This is a genomic window from Chroogloeocystis siderophila 5.2 s.c.1, assembly GCF_001904655.1.
Classification (GTDB): domain Bacteria; phylum Cyanobacteriota; class Cyanobacteriia; order Cyanobacteriales; family Chroococcidiopsidaceae; genus Chroogloeocystis; species Chroogloeocystis siderophila.
In genome coordinates, this window is the sequence record NZ_MRCC01000012.1 from 97248 (window position 1) to 113580 (window position 16333).

General features: G+C 43.4%; 21 protein-coding genes. 13 read left to right on the forward strand and 8 right to left on the reverse strand.

The features are described 5' to 3' along the window. Positions 1 to 189: 189 nt before the first annotated feature. The 3 genes from NIES1031_RS15280 to crtI all read right to left on the reverse strand — a co-directional run bounded on the left by NIES1031_RS15280 (position 190) and on the right by crtI (position 3441). Positions 190 to 975: a YdcF family protein gene (locus NIES1031_RS15280; protein ID WP_073550388.1), complete on the reverse strand. Its 786-nt coding sequence runs from the start codon at positions 973 to 975 to the stop codon at positions 190 to 192. 156 nt (positions 976 to 1131) lie between these two features. Further along, positions 1132 to 1707: a Uma2 family endonuclease gene (locus tag NIES1031_RS15285; RefSeq protein WP_073550389.1), complete on the reverse strand. Its 576-nt coding sequence runs from the start codon at positions 1705 to 1707 to the stop codon at positions 1132 to 1134. Positions 1708 to 1797: 90 nt separating this feature from the next. Next, positions 1798 to 3441, reverse strand: a complete 1644-nt coding sequence (gene crtI / locus NIES1031_RS15290) for a phytoene desaturase family protein (RefSeq protein WP_073550390.1) — start codon at positions 3439 to 3441, stop codon at positions 1798 to 1800. A gap of 210 nt (positions 3442 to 3651) precedes the next feature. On the opposite strand from crtI, the gene NIES1031_RS15295 reads away from it, so the two are divergent. The 4 genes from NIES1031_RS15295 to NIES1031_RS24425 all read left to right on the forward strand — a co-directional run bounded on the left by NIES1031_RS15295 (position 3652) and on the right by NIES1031_RS24425 (position 6303). Beyond that, positions 3652 to 4419 (forward strand): class II glutamine amidotransferase, encoded by a 768-nt coding sequence (locus NIES1031_RS15295; RefSeq protein ID WP_073550391.1) that lies wholly within the window; start codon positions 3652 to 3654, stop codon positions 4417 to 4419. Positions 4420 to 4837: 418 nt separating this feature from the next. Further along, complete coding sequence (locus tag NIES1031_RS15300) at positions 4838 to 5254, forward strand: hypothetical protein (protein WP_073550392.1); 417 nt, start codon at positions 4838 to 4840, stop codon at positions 5252 to 5254. Positions 5255 to 5277: 23 nt separating this feature from the next. Next, complete coding sequence (locus NIES1031_RS15305) at positions 5278 to 6048, forward strand: hypothetical protein (protein ID WP_143167791.1); 771 nt, start codon at positions 5278 to 5280, stop codon at positions 6046 to 6048. Positions 6049 to 6135: 87 nt separating this feature from the next. Continuing rightward, the gene (locus NIES1031_RS24425; protein ID WP_178378153.1) at positions 6136 to 6303 is read left to right on the forward strand and encodes a hypothetical protein; all 168 of its coding nucleotides are present in this window, start codon (positions 6136 to 6138) and stop codon (positions 6301 to 6303) included. A 477-nt stretch (positions 6304 to 6780) separates the two neighbouring features. On the opposite strand, the gene NIES1031_RS15310 is transcribed toward NIES1031_RS24425, so the two are convergent. From NIES1031_RS15310 to NIES1031_RS15320, 3 genes are all read right to left on the reverse strand, one after another. Further along, positions 6781 to 6981, reverse strand: coding sequence for a type II toxin-antitoxin system VapB family antitoxin (locus NIES1031_RS15310; RefSeq protein WP_073550394.1), 201 nt, complete (start codon positions 6979 to 6981; stop codon positions 6781 to 6783). Positions 6982 to 7174: 193 nt separating this feature from the next. After that, complete coding sequence (brnA, locus tag NIES1031_RS15315) at positions 7175 to 7399, reverse strand: type II toxin-antitoxin system BrnA family antitoxin (RefSeq protein WP_073550395.1); 225 nt, start codon at positions 7397 to 7399, stop codon at positions 7175 to 7177. After that, on the reverse strand, positions 7380 to 7649 hold the full coding sequence (locus NIES1031_RS15320; RefSeq protein WP_073550396.1) for a BrnT family toxin: 270 nt from the start codon (positions 7647 to 7649) through the stop codon (positions 7380 to 7382). The genes brnA and NIES1031_RS15320 overlap by 20 nt, the downstream gene beginning before the upstream one ends. A gap of 56 nt (positions 7650 to 7705) precedes the next feature. Between NIES1031_RS15320 and NIES1031_RS15325 the strand changes: the two genes are divergently transcribed. Next, the gene (locus NIES1031_RS15325) at positions 7706 to 8275 is read left to right on the forward strand and encodes an ABC transporter transmembrane domain-containing protein (RefSeq protein WP_073550397.1); all 570 of its coding nucleotides are present in this window, start codon (positions 7706 to 7708) and stop codon (positions 8273 to 8275) included. A 176-nt stretch (positions 8276 to 8451) separates the two neighbouring features. On the opposite strand, the gene NIES1031_RS15330 is transcribed toward NIES1031_RS15325, so the two are convergent. Further along, positions 8452 to 8595: a hypothetical protein gene (locus tag NIES1031_RS15330; protein ID WP_178378154.1), complete on the reverse strand. Its 144-nt coding sequence runs from the start codon at positions 8593 to 8595 to the stop codon at positions 8452 to 8454. Positions 8596 to 8637: 42 nt separating this feature from the next. Here NIES1031_RS15330 and NIES1031_RS15335 point away from each other — a divergent pair, with 42 nt between their 5' ends. The 3 genes from NIES1031_RS15335 (at position 8638) to NIES1031_RS15345 (ending at position 9988) form a co-directional block, all read left to right on the forward strand. Then, entirely contained in the window at positions 8638 to 8937 is a 300-nt protein-coding gene (locus NIES1031_RS15335; RefSeq protein ID WP_073550398.1) for a hypothetical protein, read from the forward strand. A 116-nt stretch (positions 8938 to 9053) separates the two neighbouring features. Beyond that, positions 9054 to 9470 (forward strand): DoxX family protein, encoded by a 417-nt coding sequence (locus NIES1031_RS15340; RefSeq protein WP_073550399.1) that lies wholly within the window; start codon positions 9054 to 9056, stop codon positions 9468 to 9470. An 86-nt stretch (positions 9471 to 9556) separates the two neighbouring features. Next, the gene (locus NIES1031_RS15345; protein ID WP_073550400.1) at positions 9557 to 9988 is read left to right on the forward strand and encodes a SufE family protein; all 432 of its coding nucleotides are present in this window, start codon (positions 9557 to 9559) and stop codon (positions 9986 to 9988) included. A 94-nt stretch (positions 9989 to 10082) separates the two neighbouring features. Here NIES1031_RS15345 and NIES1031_RS15350 read toward each other — a convergent pair whose 3' ends face one another. Next, the gene (locus NIES1031_RS15350) at positions 10083 to 10760 is read right to left on the reverse strand and encodes a class I SAM-dependent methyltransferase (RefSeq protein ID WP_073550401.1); all 678 of its coding nucleotides are present in this window, start codon (positions 10758 to 10760) and stop codon (positions 10083 to 10085) included. 236 nt (positions 10761 to 10996) lie between these two features. Here NIES1031_RS15350 and nikA point away from each other — a divergent pair, with 236 nt between their 5' ends. The 5 genes from nikA (at position 10997) to NIES1031_RS15375 (ending at position 16146) form a co-directional block, all read left to right on the forward strand. Next, complete coding sequence (gene nikA / locus NIES1031_RS15355) at positions 10997 to 12586, forward strand: nickel ABC transporter substrate-binding protein (RefSeq protein ID WP_073550402.1); 1590 nt, start codon at positions 10997 to 10999, stop codon at positions 12584 to 12586. Then, complete coding sequence (gene nikB, locus NIES1031_RS15360) at positions 12583 to 13572, forward strand: nickel ABC transporter permease (RefSeq protein WP_084544371.1); 990 nt, start codon at positions 12583 to 12585, stop codon at positions 13570 to 13572. Before nikA ends, nikB begins: the two co-directional genes overlap by 4 nt. A gap of 8 nt (positions 13573 to 13580) precedes the next feature. Further along, complete coding sequence (gene opp1C / locus NIES1031_RS15365) at positions 13581 to 14462, forward strand: nickel/cobalt ABC transporter permease (RefSeq protein ID WP_073550403.1); 882 nt, start codon at positions 13581 to 13583, stop codon at positions 14460 to 14462. After that, complete coding sequence (locus tag NIES1031_RS15370; protein ID WP_073550404.1) at positions 14455 to 15264, forward strand: ABC transporter ATP-binding protein; 810 nt, start codon at positions 14455 to 14457, stop codon at positions 15262 to 15264. Before opp1C ends, NIES1031_RS15370 begins: the two co-directional genes overlap by 8 nt. 72 nt (positions 15265 to 15336) lie before the next feature. Beyond that, complete coding sequence (locus tag NIES1031_RS15375) at positions 15337 to 16146, forward strand: ATP-binding cassette domain-containing protein (protein ID WP_073550405.1); 810 nt, start codon at positions 15337 to 15339, stop codon at positions 16144 to 16146. The last annotated feature ends 187 nt before the right edge of the window (positions 16147 to 16333 follow it).

The window sequence follows — 16333 nt, forward strand, 5'->3', positions numbered from 1 at the left end:
AGTCATCTTGCTGCAATTATAGCGATCGCGACTTAGAGAAATTTGTGTCTAAATGCATAATTTAGTAGCTAATTGATTGACAAATCTTTTGTGGCTAGCCACTAGAGGTTGCGCCTGCCCAGGCAAAATCTGCCTTTGCAGACTAACAGCAGCGGTTTCTAACCGGCGGGTTTCAGAGTTTCGTCTTTCTTACAACCAACCGCGTAAACGATAAACGACTAAACCAACATATTCTTTCAAAGCACGAGTAGACTGATACAATCGCTCGGCTTCTGGTAGTAAATTCAACAGTGAAGCTTCAGAAGAATTACTGATATATTGCATATCACCGCTTGCTAAAAAATCGGTAGGTGCGGGAATTGCTGAAATTCTTAGTTTATTAAAGATGGCAAGCGATCGCGGCATATGCATTGCAGAAGTAACGAGTAATACTTGATTAAACTGACGCGCTTGCAGAATTTTTTTGACATTAACTGCATTTTCGTAGGTGTTGAGCGAGTCTGGTTCTTGAATAATTGCCGTTTCTGGTACGCCCAACTGCTGCATAATAATTGCCATATCAGCAGATTCCGATGGACCAGCACCACTCCAATCGATCCGCCCACCGCTAAGAATTACGAAAGGCGCTTTTTTTTGATGATACAACTGCGCCGCATAAAACATGCGATCGCTTTCTTCCGATAAGTCTACAGAAGGGCGTGGCGGAAATGCAGGTTTAGTAGCACCGCCTAAAACGACGATAGCGTCAGCGTTGGGTAATTGCTGGGGAATATTTTGAAATTCGAGCGATCGCACTAAAGATCGCGAAACCCAGCCGTTACTCGCCAATAACAAAACGATAAGGGCTATAGTTAACGCCGTTGATGCTTGACGCGGTTTTTTCCACAACGTCACTAAGGCAAATATGATGAGAATACACGCCAATCCTAGCGGGTAGAAAAATAAAGGTAATAGCTTTGATAAATACAAAAACATCTGTAAGTAAGTGGGTAAAAATATAACGTATCTCAAAGTTTGGTAATTGGTAATTGGTAATTTGAAAAATACTTATTAACAATCACCCATCACCGACCTCAAAAAGTGTGATAGTTTGATTATGCCCACCTACTTATTAGAGCAAATCGCATTAGATTAGGCAAAAATTGGTTGTAAATCTAAAACAAATCCAGGAAGAACATCTTCACCGGATAAAGTTGTCGGTGCAGCTAAAATTTTCACTTCTTGCCCAGCGCGATAAATTTCTACTTGTTTAGTACTAGGATCAATTAACCAACCAAGTTGTAAACCGTTGTCTAAGTATTCTTGCATTTTGACTTGAGTATCAGCCAACTCATCAGTTTCCGAAAGCAGTTTGATCGCAAAATCTGGACACAAAGGTAGAAACTTCTTTCTTTGCGCTTGAGTTAAAGCATTCCAGCGCTCAATTCTTACCCAAGAAACATCAGGAGAACGCGTTGCACCATTTGGTGAGCGAAAACCTGTCGAAGAGTCAAAAGCTTTTCCGAGGTTGGTTTGGCGATTCCAATTACCAAGGTCAATATAAATTTCAAGGTTTCTATTTCCCGTCTCTCCTCCCCTAGGTGGCATAATAATTAATTCTCCCCTAGTGGTTAATTCTAATTGCAACTCGCGATTAGCAGCGGCGAGTTGTTCGAACTGCTCATCAGTAAGTTTGAGAACTAGGGGAAGTTGTAGAGTGACACTCATATTACATCAAATCCTAGGATTAATGCCAGAAAAAAGCGATCGCTGCTTCTCAAGTGTAATTAAAAGCGATCGCACTTCTTAAATCACGAACTATCGATAAGTTAATTTTGGTTCGGGCTGCGCATTAACGATTTCATTTGCTACTTTAAAATCTTGCGCGATTAAGCGTGCAGTCATTTTAGCCGACATCATGACGCTGGGAGTTCCCGCCCCTGGTTGCGTTCCCGCACCGACAAGATAGAGATTTGCAATATCTTCGCTACGATTGTGCGGACGGAAAAACGCTGACTGGTACAACCGAGGTTCTGGACCAAAAGCATTACCTACATACGAATTAAGTGTATGCTCGAAGTAATCTGGCGTAATAAAGCTTTTGTGTACTAAACGCTCAGTCAATCCTGGTAAATAACCGCGTTCGTCGATAAACTTCAAAACCGTATCCGCCAGCGGTTCTCCCAATTGCTGCCAATCTAATTTAGAACCATTATGCGGTACAGGTAATAGAGTATATGCCGCATGATGACCAGGAGGAGCGAGCGACGGGTCGGTTAATGTGGGAACGTGTAAGTATTGTGAGAAATCTGCTGCTAAAATCTTACGTCCAAAGATATCTCTTAAAAGTTCTTCATAGCGTGGACCGAGGATGATCGTGTGGTGGCGCAGTTTGTCTGCTTCGTGGCCATCGGCTTTGAATCCAAAATAAATGACAAACAATGACATCGACTGTTGAGTGAGTTTGATGCGGATATCACTATTCCACCGTCGATATTTCGAGTCAATTAATTTACCGTAAGTATTTGCCCAATCGCCGTTAGATACTACCAAATCGGCATTTAATACACTACTATCTGCTAAAGTGATACCTGTGGCAACTTTTTTGCGTCCTTGGCGCGTAACATTAATCTGGGTAACTTCGGCATTATAAAGCATTTTACCACCGAGTTCTTCAAATTTGCGCACAAAGCCATTCACAAGTGCGCCTGTACCACCCATCGCGAAATGAATACCCCAGGTTTTCTCAACAAAGTGAATCATCGCGTAAATTGCGGGAACAGATAGCGGATTTCCGCCGACTAGCAAAGTTTCAAAACTAAAAACTTGTCGCAGCTTGTCGCTTTTAAAATACTTGCTACTGAAGCTAAAGAGATTGCGCACCGCATCCAAGCGTATGAGATCGGGAGCAACTTTGAGCATCGATCCAACCGTGCCAAAGTGCGTGTAACCAAGTTCTAAAAAGCCGCGATCAAAAATTGCTTTTGCATCTTGGTGAAACCGTTCATAGCCTTCTAAATCGCCAGGTTCGCCCAAGCGCTGAATCTGTTCGCGGGTATGCACTGGATCGCCATCGTAGTCGAAGAAAGAACCATCGTCGAAATAAATGCGATAAAACGGCAGAATCGGCACAATTTTGACATAACGGCTCGTGTTTGAGCCACCAGAAACACCAGTTTTAATTCTTTTGCTTTCATCAACAATTTCATCTGGAAAATCTGGCGTTGCGAGATCTGCGCGATCGCGTTCGAGGGAAAACAGTTCTTCAATAAAATGGGGAACGGTGATCACCGTAGGTCCCATATCAAAAGTAAATCCATCCGCATGACGCACGTACGCCCGTCCGCCAGGACTATCAAGTTTTTCTACAATGGTAGTGTCGAATCCCAAGCTTTGCAGGCGAATTCCCATAGCTAACCCACCGATACCGGCTCCGATCACAATGGCCTGCTGGCGACTCATACTCAACTCCTCTCAGGAATTTAACAATATTTAATCTTTCCTTATTATGCCTTTATCTACAAGCTAAGCGGCGATCGCTATGCCTACAAATCAATGTACAATCTTGGTCAAGTCTTGGAGGTTGGTAAGCGATCATTGGTAAAAACCTTTGTTCGCTATCCGTTACCATTTACCTATTACCCATTACCAAATCAAAATCCTTAAGCTCTCATGTGTCAACTGCTGGGAATGAACTGCAATGTTCCAACAGATATTTGTTTTTCGTTTGAGGGCTTTTCGGCGCGGGGAGGAAGAACAGACGAACATCAAGACGGTTGGGGGATTGCTTTTTTTGAAGGTTTGGGATGTCGGATCTTTCTAGATGCTAAACCCGCGATCGCCTCTCCCGTTGCAGATTTAGTACGACGCTATCCGATTCACTCTACACATGTCATTGCACATATCCGTAAAGCAACTCAAGGTGGAATTGCGTTAGTTAATTGTCATCCGTTTCAACGCGAACTCTGGGGACGATACTGGGTATTTGCGCACAATGGCAATCTTTTAGATTTTCACGCACAGATAACTCATTATCAGCCAGTAGGTCAAACTGATAGCGAACGTGCCTTCTGCTTAATTCTCGAAGCTTTACGACAAAGCTTTCCTACAGGCAAGCCTCTATTAAAAGAATTATATCCTGTGTTGCGCGACATCACCGCATTGATCGCCGACAAAGGTATTTTTAACTATCTACTTTCTGATGGCGAACACTTTTTCACCTACTGTTCAACAAAGCTATGCTACATTGTCCGACAAGCACCGTTTGCGGCAGCACATTTAATCGATGAAGATATTACAGTAGACTTTCAAAAGCTCACTACACCATGCGATCGCGTTGCGGTGATTGCTACAACTCCCCTGACGGATAACGAAGTTTGGACGCAGATTCACCCAGGAGAACTACTCGTCTTTCAGGATGGTTTACCTTATAAATTTTAAAATTAAAAAGTTCTCTTTGGTAAACAGTTAACAGTGAAGAGAGTATAGAAAGACTTTGTCAACTGTCAGCTAGATAGTTGAGAAAATTTAGCACTACAAAAACTTCTATCTTCGTGACTGACTAAAAGAAATGTGACACTCTCCTATTTGGATCTAAACCAGCCCTAGGAAAATGCCACTAATCACCTTGTCTTTTGTAAGTGGAGGTATCTTGGTATGAACGCTTTGTCTGACATATTATTGCAATAAATTCTTAATTAAATCAAGTAGTTGCTGATTAGATTTGAAAATTCAATACAAAGAGGAACGAGTAATAAACCTCTTGCATGAATGCGATCGCCCATAGCGCTGCTATGCATAGTCGGGAAAATGGCGAAAGGCGAAGGCTTAACTGACGGGTGTTGCCTACAGCACTCTGGTGCAACTTTATAAGCACTGGCAGGAGTTGGGAACTTTTGGGCAAACTCAGTTGTGCTTGATGTCTGCAACCTTTGATGACAGACCATTACAAGGGTTAGAGGTAGAGCGATATGAGCTAGACACTGAAGATCTTGCTCATGCAGAATTGGCGGCAAAAGTGACTCGCCCGAAGCCTGTCTTTAGAGCCGCTGTTGAGGATGTTGTAGATGTTGCTGCTTTAGTGGAAGCTCATCACTTGCCAGGAAGCTTATCGCTTGTGGTTGTTAATACAGTAGAGCGCGCACGCGAAATTGGGAGATTAATATCAAACTTAGCGCCACTGGTCATCCACAGTCAGTTTTTAGGCATTGACCGCGAGAAGTTACAGCAGAAGTCAAAGGTTATCAAGGAGTCATTGTTGCAACTCAAGTCGTAGAAGCAGGGGTAGATCTAGATGCCGTGCTGATTACAGAACTATGTCCTTGGTCTTCGTTTGTGCAGCGCTACGGGCGGTGTAGGCGTAAGCGAACAGAGAATACAGTGCAGATTCATTGGCTCGACTATCAACAAGAATGGAAAACGCGTCCTTATGATGCTACAGAATGTGAAGCAACCCGCGATCGCTCAGTGCAACTGCCAGATGCAAGTCTCCATAAACTTGCTGAAATTCCTTTACCAAAGCTGGATTTACCAAGTTACCAGTTGACGAAGCGCGATGTCAAAACGTTCTTCTGCACCCACCCCAAAAACCGAGACACAATATACACAATTTCCCAATATGTTCGCGATCCGACGGCTTTCACAGTAGCAGTAGTGTGGTCGATTGAGCCGCCAAAAAGCTTGCCGCATCAAAAATTTACCTGCCCAGTTTCGACTCAGGAACTAAAAAATTTCTGCAAGTCCTATGGTGTTATCCCGCGAGTTTGGGGTGAAGAGACTTGGGAGAACAAAGAACCAAAACACGGTGATGTTGTATGGCTACCACTCGCTGCTGGTGGCTATTCACAAGAAAGAGGATGGATAGCAAACCCTGATGATAAATGCCAAGCATACAGTTTGGAAGTAGAACTAGAGTACAATGACCCGCTCTTTCCCTATGCTTTATCGCTAGGAATTCACTTGCAAGATACCGAAGCAGCATTGCGCGAGGTGATTCCCTATCTCCAAATGCTGAAAATTCCTGAAAGGCTCATCGAGGAAATTTGTCGCTGTGCGCGGTGGCATGATTAGGGTAAAGCACATCAGGTTTGGCAAGCATATGCGCAGGCTCAAGGAGAACTCTTAGCAAAGTCTACAAATTACAGTTCCCCAGTGCAAATGAAAGGCTATCGCCATGAGTTAGCAAGTGCGATCGCCGCAGCAACTCAAGGTACTTCGTTTTTGTCGCAATACCTCATTGCGGCGCATCATGGCAAAGTCCGCGACAGCTTGATGCCGACTAACCCTAACGAACAATATAAAAAAACAGGTTTTAAGAGGCGTTGAGTTGGGGACGCACTTACCCAAAGTTGAGATTTCAGGCGTTGAGACACTACCTGCTGTGGAAGTCATTTTCTCGTAACTGGAAGTAACAAGTCAGGAATTTGCTGCGCGAGTACGGACCATTCAGACTAATTTACCTCGAAGCCTTAATTCGCAATGCCGATGTGAAAGCATCTCGATATTGTGAGGAGAAAGCAAAACATGGTAATAGCAAATAAGGCAATCACCTTTCTTCATCTGACGCCCACAACTGCGATCGCGTGGTTAAAAGCCGTGGGATTATTGCGGTTGTCTGGCGCTAGAGGTTACTGGGATGACTGTTTTTATCTGGAATCATCAGCAGAAGATTTAGTTGAGAAGATTCTCAAAAACTATCAACATCATCGGCAATCAACCCACACAGACTTAGAACCTGGGGTGGCTCTTCTGGGGTTCGATTTCGTCGTAGAGTCAACGACCAAACAGAAGTATCAACAACCATCATGCTCGTTGTCGTTGTTGCTTATAGTCATAATCTGGATCATAGTCGATTGTGCCAAAAAGTTCCAAAACTTTCAATTGTTTACGCCACTGACTATATTCCTGCAACGCTGCTTCAATCACTATCTTCTCTGTTTGATGTTCGCCCAGAGTCAACGCTTCTTGGATCAATGTCGGATCAATTTCAATATTCGTTGTCATCGGTTCGCATCTCCAACATTGACACCATCAAACTGGGCAACTCTATTATTTTATATCTCTCTGCAAACCGATCGCACCTTTGTCTTTTACAGACAATTCTCTACGAGATGGCAAAGCCGAACGGAACATATTGAGAAGGGGCGATCGCACTGCTCCATAAAACATTATGAATCGCCCTGCTACAAGCTCTCCTTTAACTCACTCGTTCAAGCCGTTCAGCCAGCCACACCTTAACAATCGATTCACGACTCACCCCAAGTCGCCTCGCCTCTCGATCTAATGCATCCAACATCCACTCAGGAAAATCGATCGTCACCGCTCTCGATTCATGTCCCGGACGACGAGCTTGGGAAAGATCCAAAAATTCAGTAATCGTTTCACCTTGATCAAAGCGCTGGTCAAATACTTCCGCCTTCATAAATCTCCACCTCCTCTATTCGTGCCCGTCGAACGGATATGATTCGGACTCTTGATTCTCGATAGGTAATCACCGCTGACCAATGTTTAGCCTTAATTTTACCAATCACCAAAAATCTGGCTTCATCCTCGATTCTCGCGGGAATTTCAATGCGATCAATATCCATCCACAATTGTTGAGCCTCTGTAAAGTCAATGCCATGCTTTTGCTGATTAGATTGACTCTTTTGTGGATCAAACTCAAACTCCATATCGCTGTCAACTGGCTCACCTTGTACAGGCTAGAATGTCCCCATTTTATTGAATCATGACTCAGGTTCCTTTTGTACATCTACTACGCTATACCAAACCCTATCAGGTGCAAGTTTGGGGCGCAACGTTCTGGTCTATCTTCCGCACCTTATTGTACTTGGCACCGCCTTATCTGATCGGCGTTGCGGTGGATGTGGTCGTTGAGCAAGAAACCTCGCTGATTGCTCGATTTGGCGTTCAAAATCCCCTGACTCAATTATTCGTGCTGTCTCTGCTGATGATCGCCACCTGGGGCTTGGAATCCCTCAGCCAGTATGGAGCCGACAAACTCTGGCGAAATCTGGAACCCTTCAGCATGAACTACGAGTCGATACTTACAACCAACCTGCAAGAGCTAGATCTTGCCTACTTTGAAGACCACAGTACAGGAACCCTGCTATCCATTCTCAACGAAGACATTAACCAGCTAGAGCGTTTTCTCAACTCCGGTGCCCAGGATCTGATCAGCTTCTTTGCACGGGTGCTTGCTGTTGGCTCTCGGTATTGCTTGGTGGGCAATGGTGCCGCTTCCCTTCATTCTTTGGGGAACGTTTCTGTTTCAATCTCGTTTGGCTCCTCGTTATGACACCGTGCGCGACCAGGCAGGGCTGATTAGCGATCGCCCATCGTCTTTCTACCATCCGCCATGCACATTGCATTTACGTGATGGATCAAGGTCAAATTGTCGAGCAAGGCACTCATGAAGAACTGCTGTCTGTGCATGGAACCTATGCCAATCTTTGGTCTGTACACTCAGGACTTTCACCAACTCTGCGCTGATTGAAGCGCGTCAGGATGATGAACCAGTAATGCACTATTGCGTTGACGGGTCTTAGGGTTGATGCCAAACAGACGCACATATTGTAGAAGTTGTGCTACTGCGGCGATCGCCTCCTCTTCCCGCATCGCTTTAATTACGCCGCAATCTGACCAGGAATTTGCCCGAAGATGAAAACTCTATTTCAGAATATTACTCGCGATCTTGCACCTGTCACCATGTTACTCGATGTCATTGCAACTAAAAGAGCGAAAAATACTAAGAAACATGACACCGTTTCTAAAACTAATGCAAAATTTAAGTGGGGAATAGATAATTCCAAAGAATTAGAAAGTTGGGGACAGCGAATTAAAGTAACTGAGGAGATTTACTATTTGACTCGCTTTGCAAATTACCCAGATCGCTTATCTTGGTGGGGGAGATATTTGCGGTTTCTTGTGACTGCTGTGTTTAAAACTTTAGTCGCGTGATTCAAGTGGAAATTATGAAATAAAGCGGAGTAGACAGCGATATCCCTACTTTGGATAGACGTAAGTTTGGATGATGCTGTTCTACGGTGTGATTAATTCAAAATTTTTAGTTGTCTATGTCTTCTACGCACAACCCACATCGCCGCAAGGAAATTTTACGCGGTGTTCTTGCTGTGTCTTTAGTTATTGTCGGAATTACGCATTTTCTCCGACCAGAGCAATATGCGCGGATTGTACCGCCACCATTTCCGCCCTTCGCTTCAGTCTATTTGAGTGGTGTATTTGAGATTCTCGGTGGTATTGGGTTATTGATTCCTAATATGAGTGTCACAGCAGCCTGGTGTTTAATTGCTTTATTTATCGGGGTGTTTCCAGCGAATATTTATATGACTATACACAACATCAAAGTTGAGGGAATTCCTCATAGTCAATTGCTGTATTTAGCAAGATTACCGCTACAAGCTGTGTTAATTGCCTGGGCGTATTGGTATACTCGCAATCGAGAGACACAATTAGAAACGACAGACGGATAATTTAATATAAATGCGATCGCTTAGCTGCTAGATTTTATAATCATAACTACATCTCGCAAAAATGATAATCTTTATCGATAGCAACTATGACTTCTACCGCAGCGCCTTTACCAAATTCACTTGCGCGTGTTGTGCAGCGCTTTCAACGACTTTCTAACCCGAAGCAACGTTACGAGCAGTTAGTTTGGTATGCTAAACGGCTAAAGGAATTTCCCGAAGGCGATAAAGTGTCAGAAAATAAAGTGCCAGGTTGTGTTTCGCAGGTGTATATTACGGCAAGGCTAGATCAGGGAAAAGTTTGGTATCAGGGTGATTCGGATTCTGCACTTGTGAAGGGGTTAGTTGCGGTATTAGTTGAAGGTTTGAGTGGGTTGTCACCTGAGGAAATTTTGCAAGTATCGCCAGAGTTTATTAAAGATACTGGATTGAATGCGAGTCTGACACCTTCGCGCAGTAATGGATTTTACAATATTTTTCAAAAAATGAAGGAAAAGGCTTTGCAATTGCTGATGGAATAATGTGGAGATGCATAGCAAAGCCTGCGAAAAATAGCACAATGAGTTGTAAACTAGTCGAATGTATCTGTATTGCTACTCGATGAGTGATGCACTTTTACTGTTTCACAAACTTCCACAGAATTTTATAATCCCAATAGTAGTTGAGAGAATCAACAACACTGGGGAAATAGCTATTACTTTCCTTCATAAGCATAAAGTCGTTTAACATAAACTTTTGAGCAAAAACAGCAAATCCTGCATTCCGGAACGTGTCGGCAATAAAATTCAAGCTATAGTTTTGCACCTCGATATTAGACTCTGCTTCAATCATTTTCTGCCAATTTGCCCACAACGGATTGTCTGAATGACATCCTAATGCAGCGTAGTAAACTCCTTCAGCTTTTAAACAATCAAATATTTTTTGAGCGTGTTGCTTTAAATCTTGAATTAAGTATAAAACTTCATGACTAAAAGCAACATCAATTTCTGATTGAAATGACTCTAAATTATCACGAGCTTCGTAAGTTAATGGCAAACTCCCCTTATTTTCATTGGCAATTTGAATAGCTTGTCGCGCCACATCAATTCCAATTCCTTTTTGGAAAGGCTTTTGCTGGTATAAAACTCGTAAAAATCCACCTTGATTACAACCAAAGTCAAGGACTGTTTTTCCTTTTAAGCTTTTTTCAGACATGCGCTCAATCATTACTTTCCACAATGGGTAATGATCGTCGAACATGGCATTTTCTTCTTGAGAATTGGTCAACCAAGTGTCAACAATTTTACTAGTCATGAGTTTATTCTCACTGTAAGATTACGTTTGAAAATTTGTTCAGATCGGCATATTAGAAATCAAAGCCTATCATTCTAATTCCTGTAAGTAAAATACTCCCTGGGGGGATATTGACTAAATTACTATTATTTGAATTGCTAAAAATAAAGTGAATATGAGATTATTAAAAGTTAGAATAAGTAAAAATAATTATAATTACTAGTTTTAGATTTGCTGCCACTAGTAGTAATAAGTGTATGAGTTTTTTAGGTAAGGTTTTACTGCCACTTGCGATCGCAGCATCGGTTGTATTACCTAGTTGTACGCGACCGCAAGCAGAAACAAATCAACAAGAAAATCTTGTCTTTTCTTGGTCGCAAGATATTGGACCACTCAATCCACACTTGTATGGTCCTAGTCAAATGTTTGCTCAAGATATGGTTTTTGAGTCATTGGTTAACTATGGGCGGGGTGGTGAGATTTTACCTGCTTTAGCAGAAAGTTGGGAAGTTTCGCCGGATGGCAGGGTGATGACTTTTCAACTGCGTCAAGGAGTAAAATTTTCGGATGGAGAAGCCTTCAACGCCACAGCAGCTAAACTCAATTTTGATCAGATCTTGGCAAATGCTCAAGCGCATGATTGGTTAGAACTGATTCAGCAAATTGACCGTGTTGAAGCAGAAGACGAGTATACGCTAAGAATCTACCTCAAAAATGCCTACTATCCAGCCTTGCAAGAATTAACACTGATTCGTCCAGTGAGGTTTCTCTCGCCCGCAGCCTTTCCTGAATCAGGAACAACTGCTGATGGCATTAAGCAACCGATTGGTACAGGACCGTGGGTACTAACGCAATACAGTAGAGATAACGTTGCCGTATTTCGGCGTAATGACAACTACTGGGGCGAGTTACCTGCCATAGAACAAGTCACAGTGAGGGTTATTCCAGATGGCGAAACGCGGGTAGTAGCGTTTGAAAGTGGAGAGTTGGATTTGATTTATGGTAATGGTGTGATTAGTTTAGATGCTTTTGAGCGGTTGCAGAAGTCTGGTCGCTATCAGGCTGAAGTTTCGCAACCTCTGAGCACGAGGGCGATCGCCATTCACTCTGGTCGAGGACCAACGCAAGAATTAGCGGTACGACAGGCAATTCAGCACAGCTTCAATAAAGATGCAGTGATTCAGGCGATTTTTTATAACACCGAGCGGCGAGCCGATACGTATTTTTCTGATGAAGTTCCCTACGCTGATATTAACCTAGAACCGTATGCCTATGATGTAGAACGCGCTAATGCTTTGTTGGATGAAGCCGGATGGACGTTACCAAGTGGGGGAAGCATTCGTCAAAAAAATGGTCAGTCGTTAACTTTGGAACTCTCTTTTGATGCGCTCAACAATATTGACAGGGCGATCGCCGAAGCTTTACAAGCTGATTTGAGACAAGTTGGCATTGATTTGCGACTGCAGGGAGAAGAAAGACAAGCGTGGCTCGATCGCCAAACAAACGGCGAATTTCACCTCATTTTCAATAACACTTGGGGACCGCCCTATGAACCTCACGCAATGGTGTCATCGATGCGCAAGCCTTCTCATGCTGACTATGAGGCACAATCAGGTTTACCCATGAAAGCAGAGATTGATCAAAAAATTGCCGAGGTACTGGTATCAACCGACTCAGCAACACGGCAGCAGTTGTACGGTAACATTCTCACTACATTACACGAACAAGCAGTTTATCTACCAATTTCTTACTCAACCAACCTTGCTGTATTGCAAGAAAACATTGGTGGATTTGAATTTATGCCTCAAGAAAATCAGGTTCCTCTCAACAGGTTAACCAAACGGTGACAACCCAATATCACTCATGGTTCAGATCTTTTGAGCAGTTTACCCAGTTGTATGCAGTCCGGCGGGTACTGCAATTGATTCCAGTGCTGCTGGGGATTTCCCTAGTGACATTTTTGCTAGTGCAATTGATGCCAAGCGATCCGGCGGTTGTCGTTTTGCGAATTTCAGAAGTGCCAATCACGCCAGAAGCGATCGCTGCGATGCGAGAGCAGTTGGGGCTAAATCGTCCTTTGCCAATTCAGTATCTCAATTGGTTGTGGCGTGTCATTCAACTTGACTTTGGCACTTCCTTCGTGACTGGACAACCGGTGCTACAAGAAATTTTTTACTACTTGCCAACAACCATAGAACTAACTCTTAGCACCACCATTTTAATTTGGCTAGTGAGTATTCCTCTAGGAGTTTTGGCGGCACTTTATCGAGATAGTATTTTTGATTATGCTAGCCGCCTGTTTGCTTATGTGGGAGCGGCGTTACCTAACTTCTGGTTGGGTTTTTTGCTGATGTATTTTTTCAGCTTTCAACTAGGCTGGTTACCAGTCATGGGGCGTGGTAACTGGACTCATCTCGTATTGCCTTCAATTACGCTAGCATGGTCTCCTGCTGCTGTTTACGCACGGCTGTTACGCAATAGTATGTTGGATAGCTTGAGCCAAAATTATGTTCTCTACGCGCGTGCTAGAGGGTTAAGAGAGCGTTTTGTTGTGGGCAGACACGTGCTGCGAAACGCTTTGCTTCCTGTGGTGACGTTGTTTGGCATGAGCATTGCGCATCTACTCGCAGGAGCGGTTATTGTCGAAAATGTGTTTGCTTTGCCAGGAATTGGACGATTTGCAGTGAGATCAATTCTCAGTCGAGACTATCCGGTGATTCAAGCTTATGTTTGCTTGGCAGCGATTTTCTTTGTAATTACCAACCTGATTGTCGATTTGACTTACAGCTACCTCGATCCCAGAATTCGTTTAGGAAAGGTTGAGGATTTGTAAAGCGAATTATGTTATTGCTAAAACGATTATTGAGAAATAAAGTTGCGTGGTTCAGTGTGGGAGTAATCTTTTGCATTGCTGTAGTAGCCTTGTTTGCTCCCTACATTGCACCGCACGATCCTTTAGAAGTAGAACTCACTCGTCGGTTGCAATCTCCAAATGCCACCTTTTTGCTAGGTACAGACCATTTAGGGCGCTGTATTCTGTCACGATTAATTTATGGAGCGCGAATTTCTCTGTCGATTGCTCTTACTGTTACCGCACTCACGACTAGCATCAGTCTGATTGTGGGTACGATCGCCGGTTACGTTGGCGGGAAAGTTGATAGCGTTTTGATGCGGATTTGTGATGTGTTTTTGTCGTTCCCTAATTTAATTTTGGCATTGGCGATCGTTGGCATTATGGGGGCGAGTCCTGTGAATTTGGTTATTGCCTTAGGCGCATCTCACTGGGCTTGGTATGCCAGAATTGTGCGCTCTAAAGTACTCAGCTTAAAGCAAGAGAATTTTATCAAAGCAGCGATCGTGTCTGGAACAAGCAGCGTTCAGATCATGGTCAAACACTTATTGCCATACACCATTGCCGAAATTGCTGTGTTAGCCTCTTTAGATACAGGATGGGTGATTTTACAGATTTCAGCTTTGTCGTTTTTGGGATTAGGAATTCAGCCACCGACCCCAGAGTGGGGAGCTATGATTACTGATGGTCGCGAATTTTTCCGCCGCGAACCAGGATTGATGCTTTATCCTGGTTTGATAATTTTTATTGTTGCGTTGTCGTTTAACTTGCTGGGTGATGCCTTGCGTGATGCGCTTGATCCTCGTTTTGGCAAGACAATTAAACAAAGAGCGTCTCTTACTACTGTAGAAACATCACTTCCCAATGGTTGATTCGGTTCTCACAGTTACAGATCTTCAAGTCGAGTTTCAGCAAGAAACTAGTTGGACACCGGTTGTGCGTGGCGTGAGTTTTCAACTCAAACCAGGGAAAGTTCTAGGCATTATAGGCGAAAGCGGCTCAGGTAAAAGCACCATCTGTTTGGCAATTTTGGGATTACTAGGTCGCGAGGGACGAATTTCACGGGGAACAATTTGCCTATTGCAGCAAGATCTCACGAGTTTACCGCCTACTACCCTGCGTCAAATTCGCGGACAGCAGATTGGTGTCGTGTTACAAAATCCTGCTAGCTTTTTTAACCCGATTTTGACCATTGGACAACAGTTTGCTGAAACTTTGCGATCGCATCAATCCTTGACTAAAGCAGAAGCAAAGTCGATCGGACTGGGTTATTTATCTGATGTGCATTTACCTGATCCAGAGCGCATCTGGAGACAATTTCCCTTTCAACTTTCTGGGGGGATGTTACAGCGGGTGATGATTGCGATCGCTATTTCGCTGCGCCCTCAGATTTTAATTGCTGATGAACCGACGACAGCTTTAGATGTGATTACCCAAATGCAAATTTTGAACTTACTAGCACATCTACAACAGCAGCATAATGCGGCGATTTTGCTTGTAACTCATGATTTGGGCGTAATTGCTCAATTAGCTGATGAAGTTGCCGTGATGTATCAAGGAGAATTTGTCGAACAGGCAAACGTTAGACAACTATTTGATCAACCGCAACATCCTTACACGCGATCGCTACTTGCGTCTCGTTTGCAAGTGAGGACTGATATCATTTCACTTTGAAGTTCCTACAAATAGGAAGCAGAGGAAGGAAGAAGTTACTGGTAGTTTTTATTTAGTGAAATGGTATGAGGTATGACGCTGTTATCAATTCAAAAGGTGTCCAAAACCTATGAGATTCAGCAAGGTTGGTGGGGGCGCAAGCACTTGGTGAGGGCATTACAAGCAGTTTCACTTACTGTTGAGCCTGGTTGCTGTCTGGGAGTTGTCGGCGAGAGTGGTGCGGGGAAAAGTACTTTAGGGCGGATTGTACTAGGGCTAGAGCAACCTGATCGCGGAGAGATTTGGTTTCAAGGCAAAAATCTGAGACATCTTCGTCGCGATCAGCAGCGAATTTTGCGTCGTGATCTCCAAGTTGTGTTTCAAGATAGTTTGAGTGCAGTGAATCCTCGGTTAAGCGTTCGTGAAATTATCGGTGAACCAATGCAGAACTATCTTAATATGTCGCCAACACAGATGAGCGAACAAATTCAGCAGTTGCTTGAGATTGTCGGATTACGTGCAGCCGATATCGATAAATATCCTCATCAGTTTAGTGGCGGACAATTGCAGCGCGTCACTATTGCAAGAGCGATCGCGCTTAAGCCTAAGTTGATTGTCCTCGATGAACCTGTTGCGAGTTTAGATATGACGATTCAAGCTCAAATTCTACACTTGCTAGCAGACCTCAAAGAACAGTTTGAGTTGTCCTATTTGTTCATCTCGCACGATTTAGCCGCAGTTTCCTTCATGGCTAATAAACTCGTGGTAATGTACCAAGGAGCGATCGTGGAAGCAGTAGAAGATCTTAAACAACTACATCACCTTCAGCATCCCTATGCTCAGCAACTAATGGCTGCGCAATTGCCCTCTCATCCACGCGATCGTTTGCTGTTTAGTTCCTAAGTATAAATGGTAGATACCTAAAGTTAGCGCAACTCAAGTAAAGTGAACTTTCGTACACTAAGACAAGATTTTATACGATTAATATTAAATTAAATTCAGTTAACCATACCATTTCTCGCGCATATGGTTTTTTAATTACGAACTACGAATTAATATTACTTACAATTAAAGCATTGAGTGATTAGCA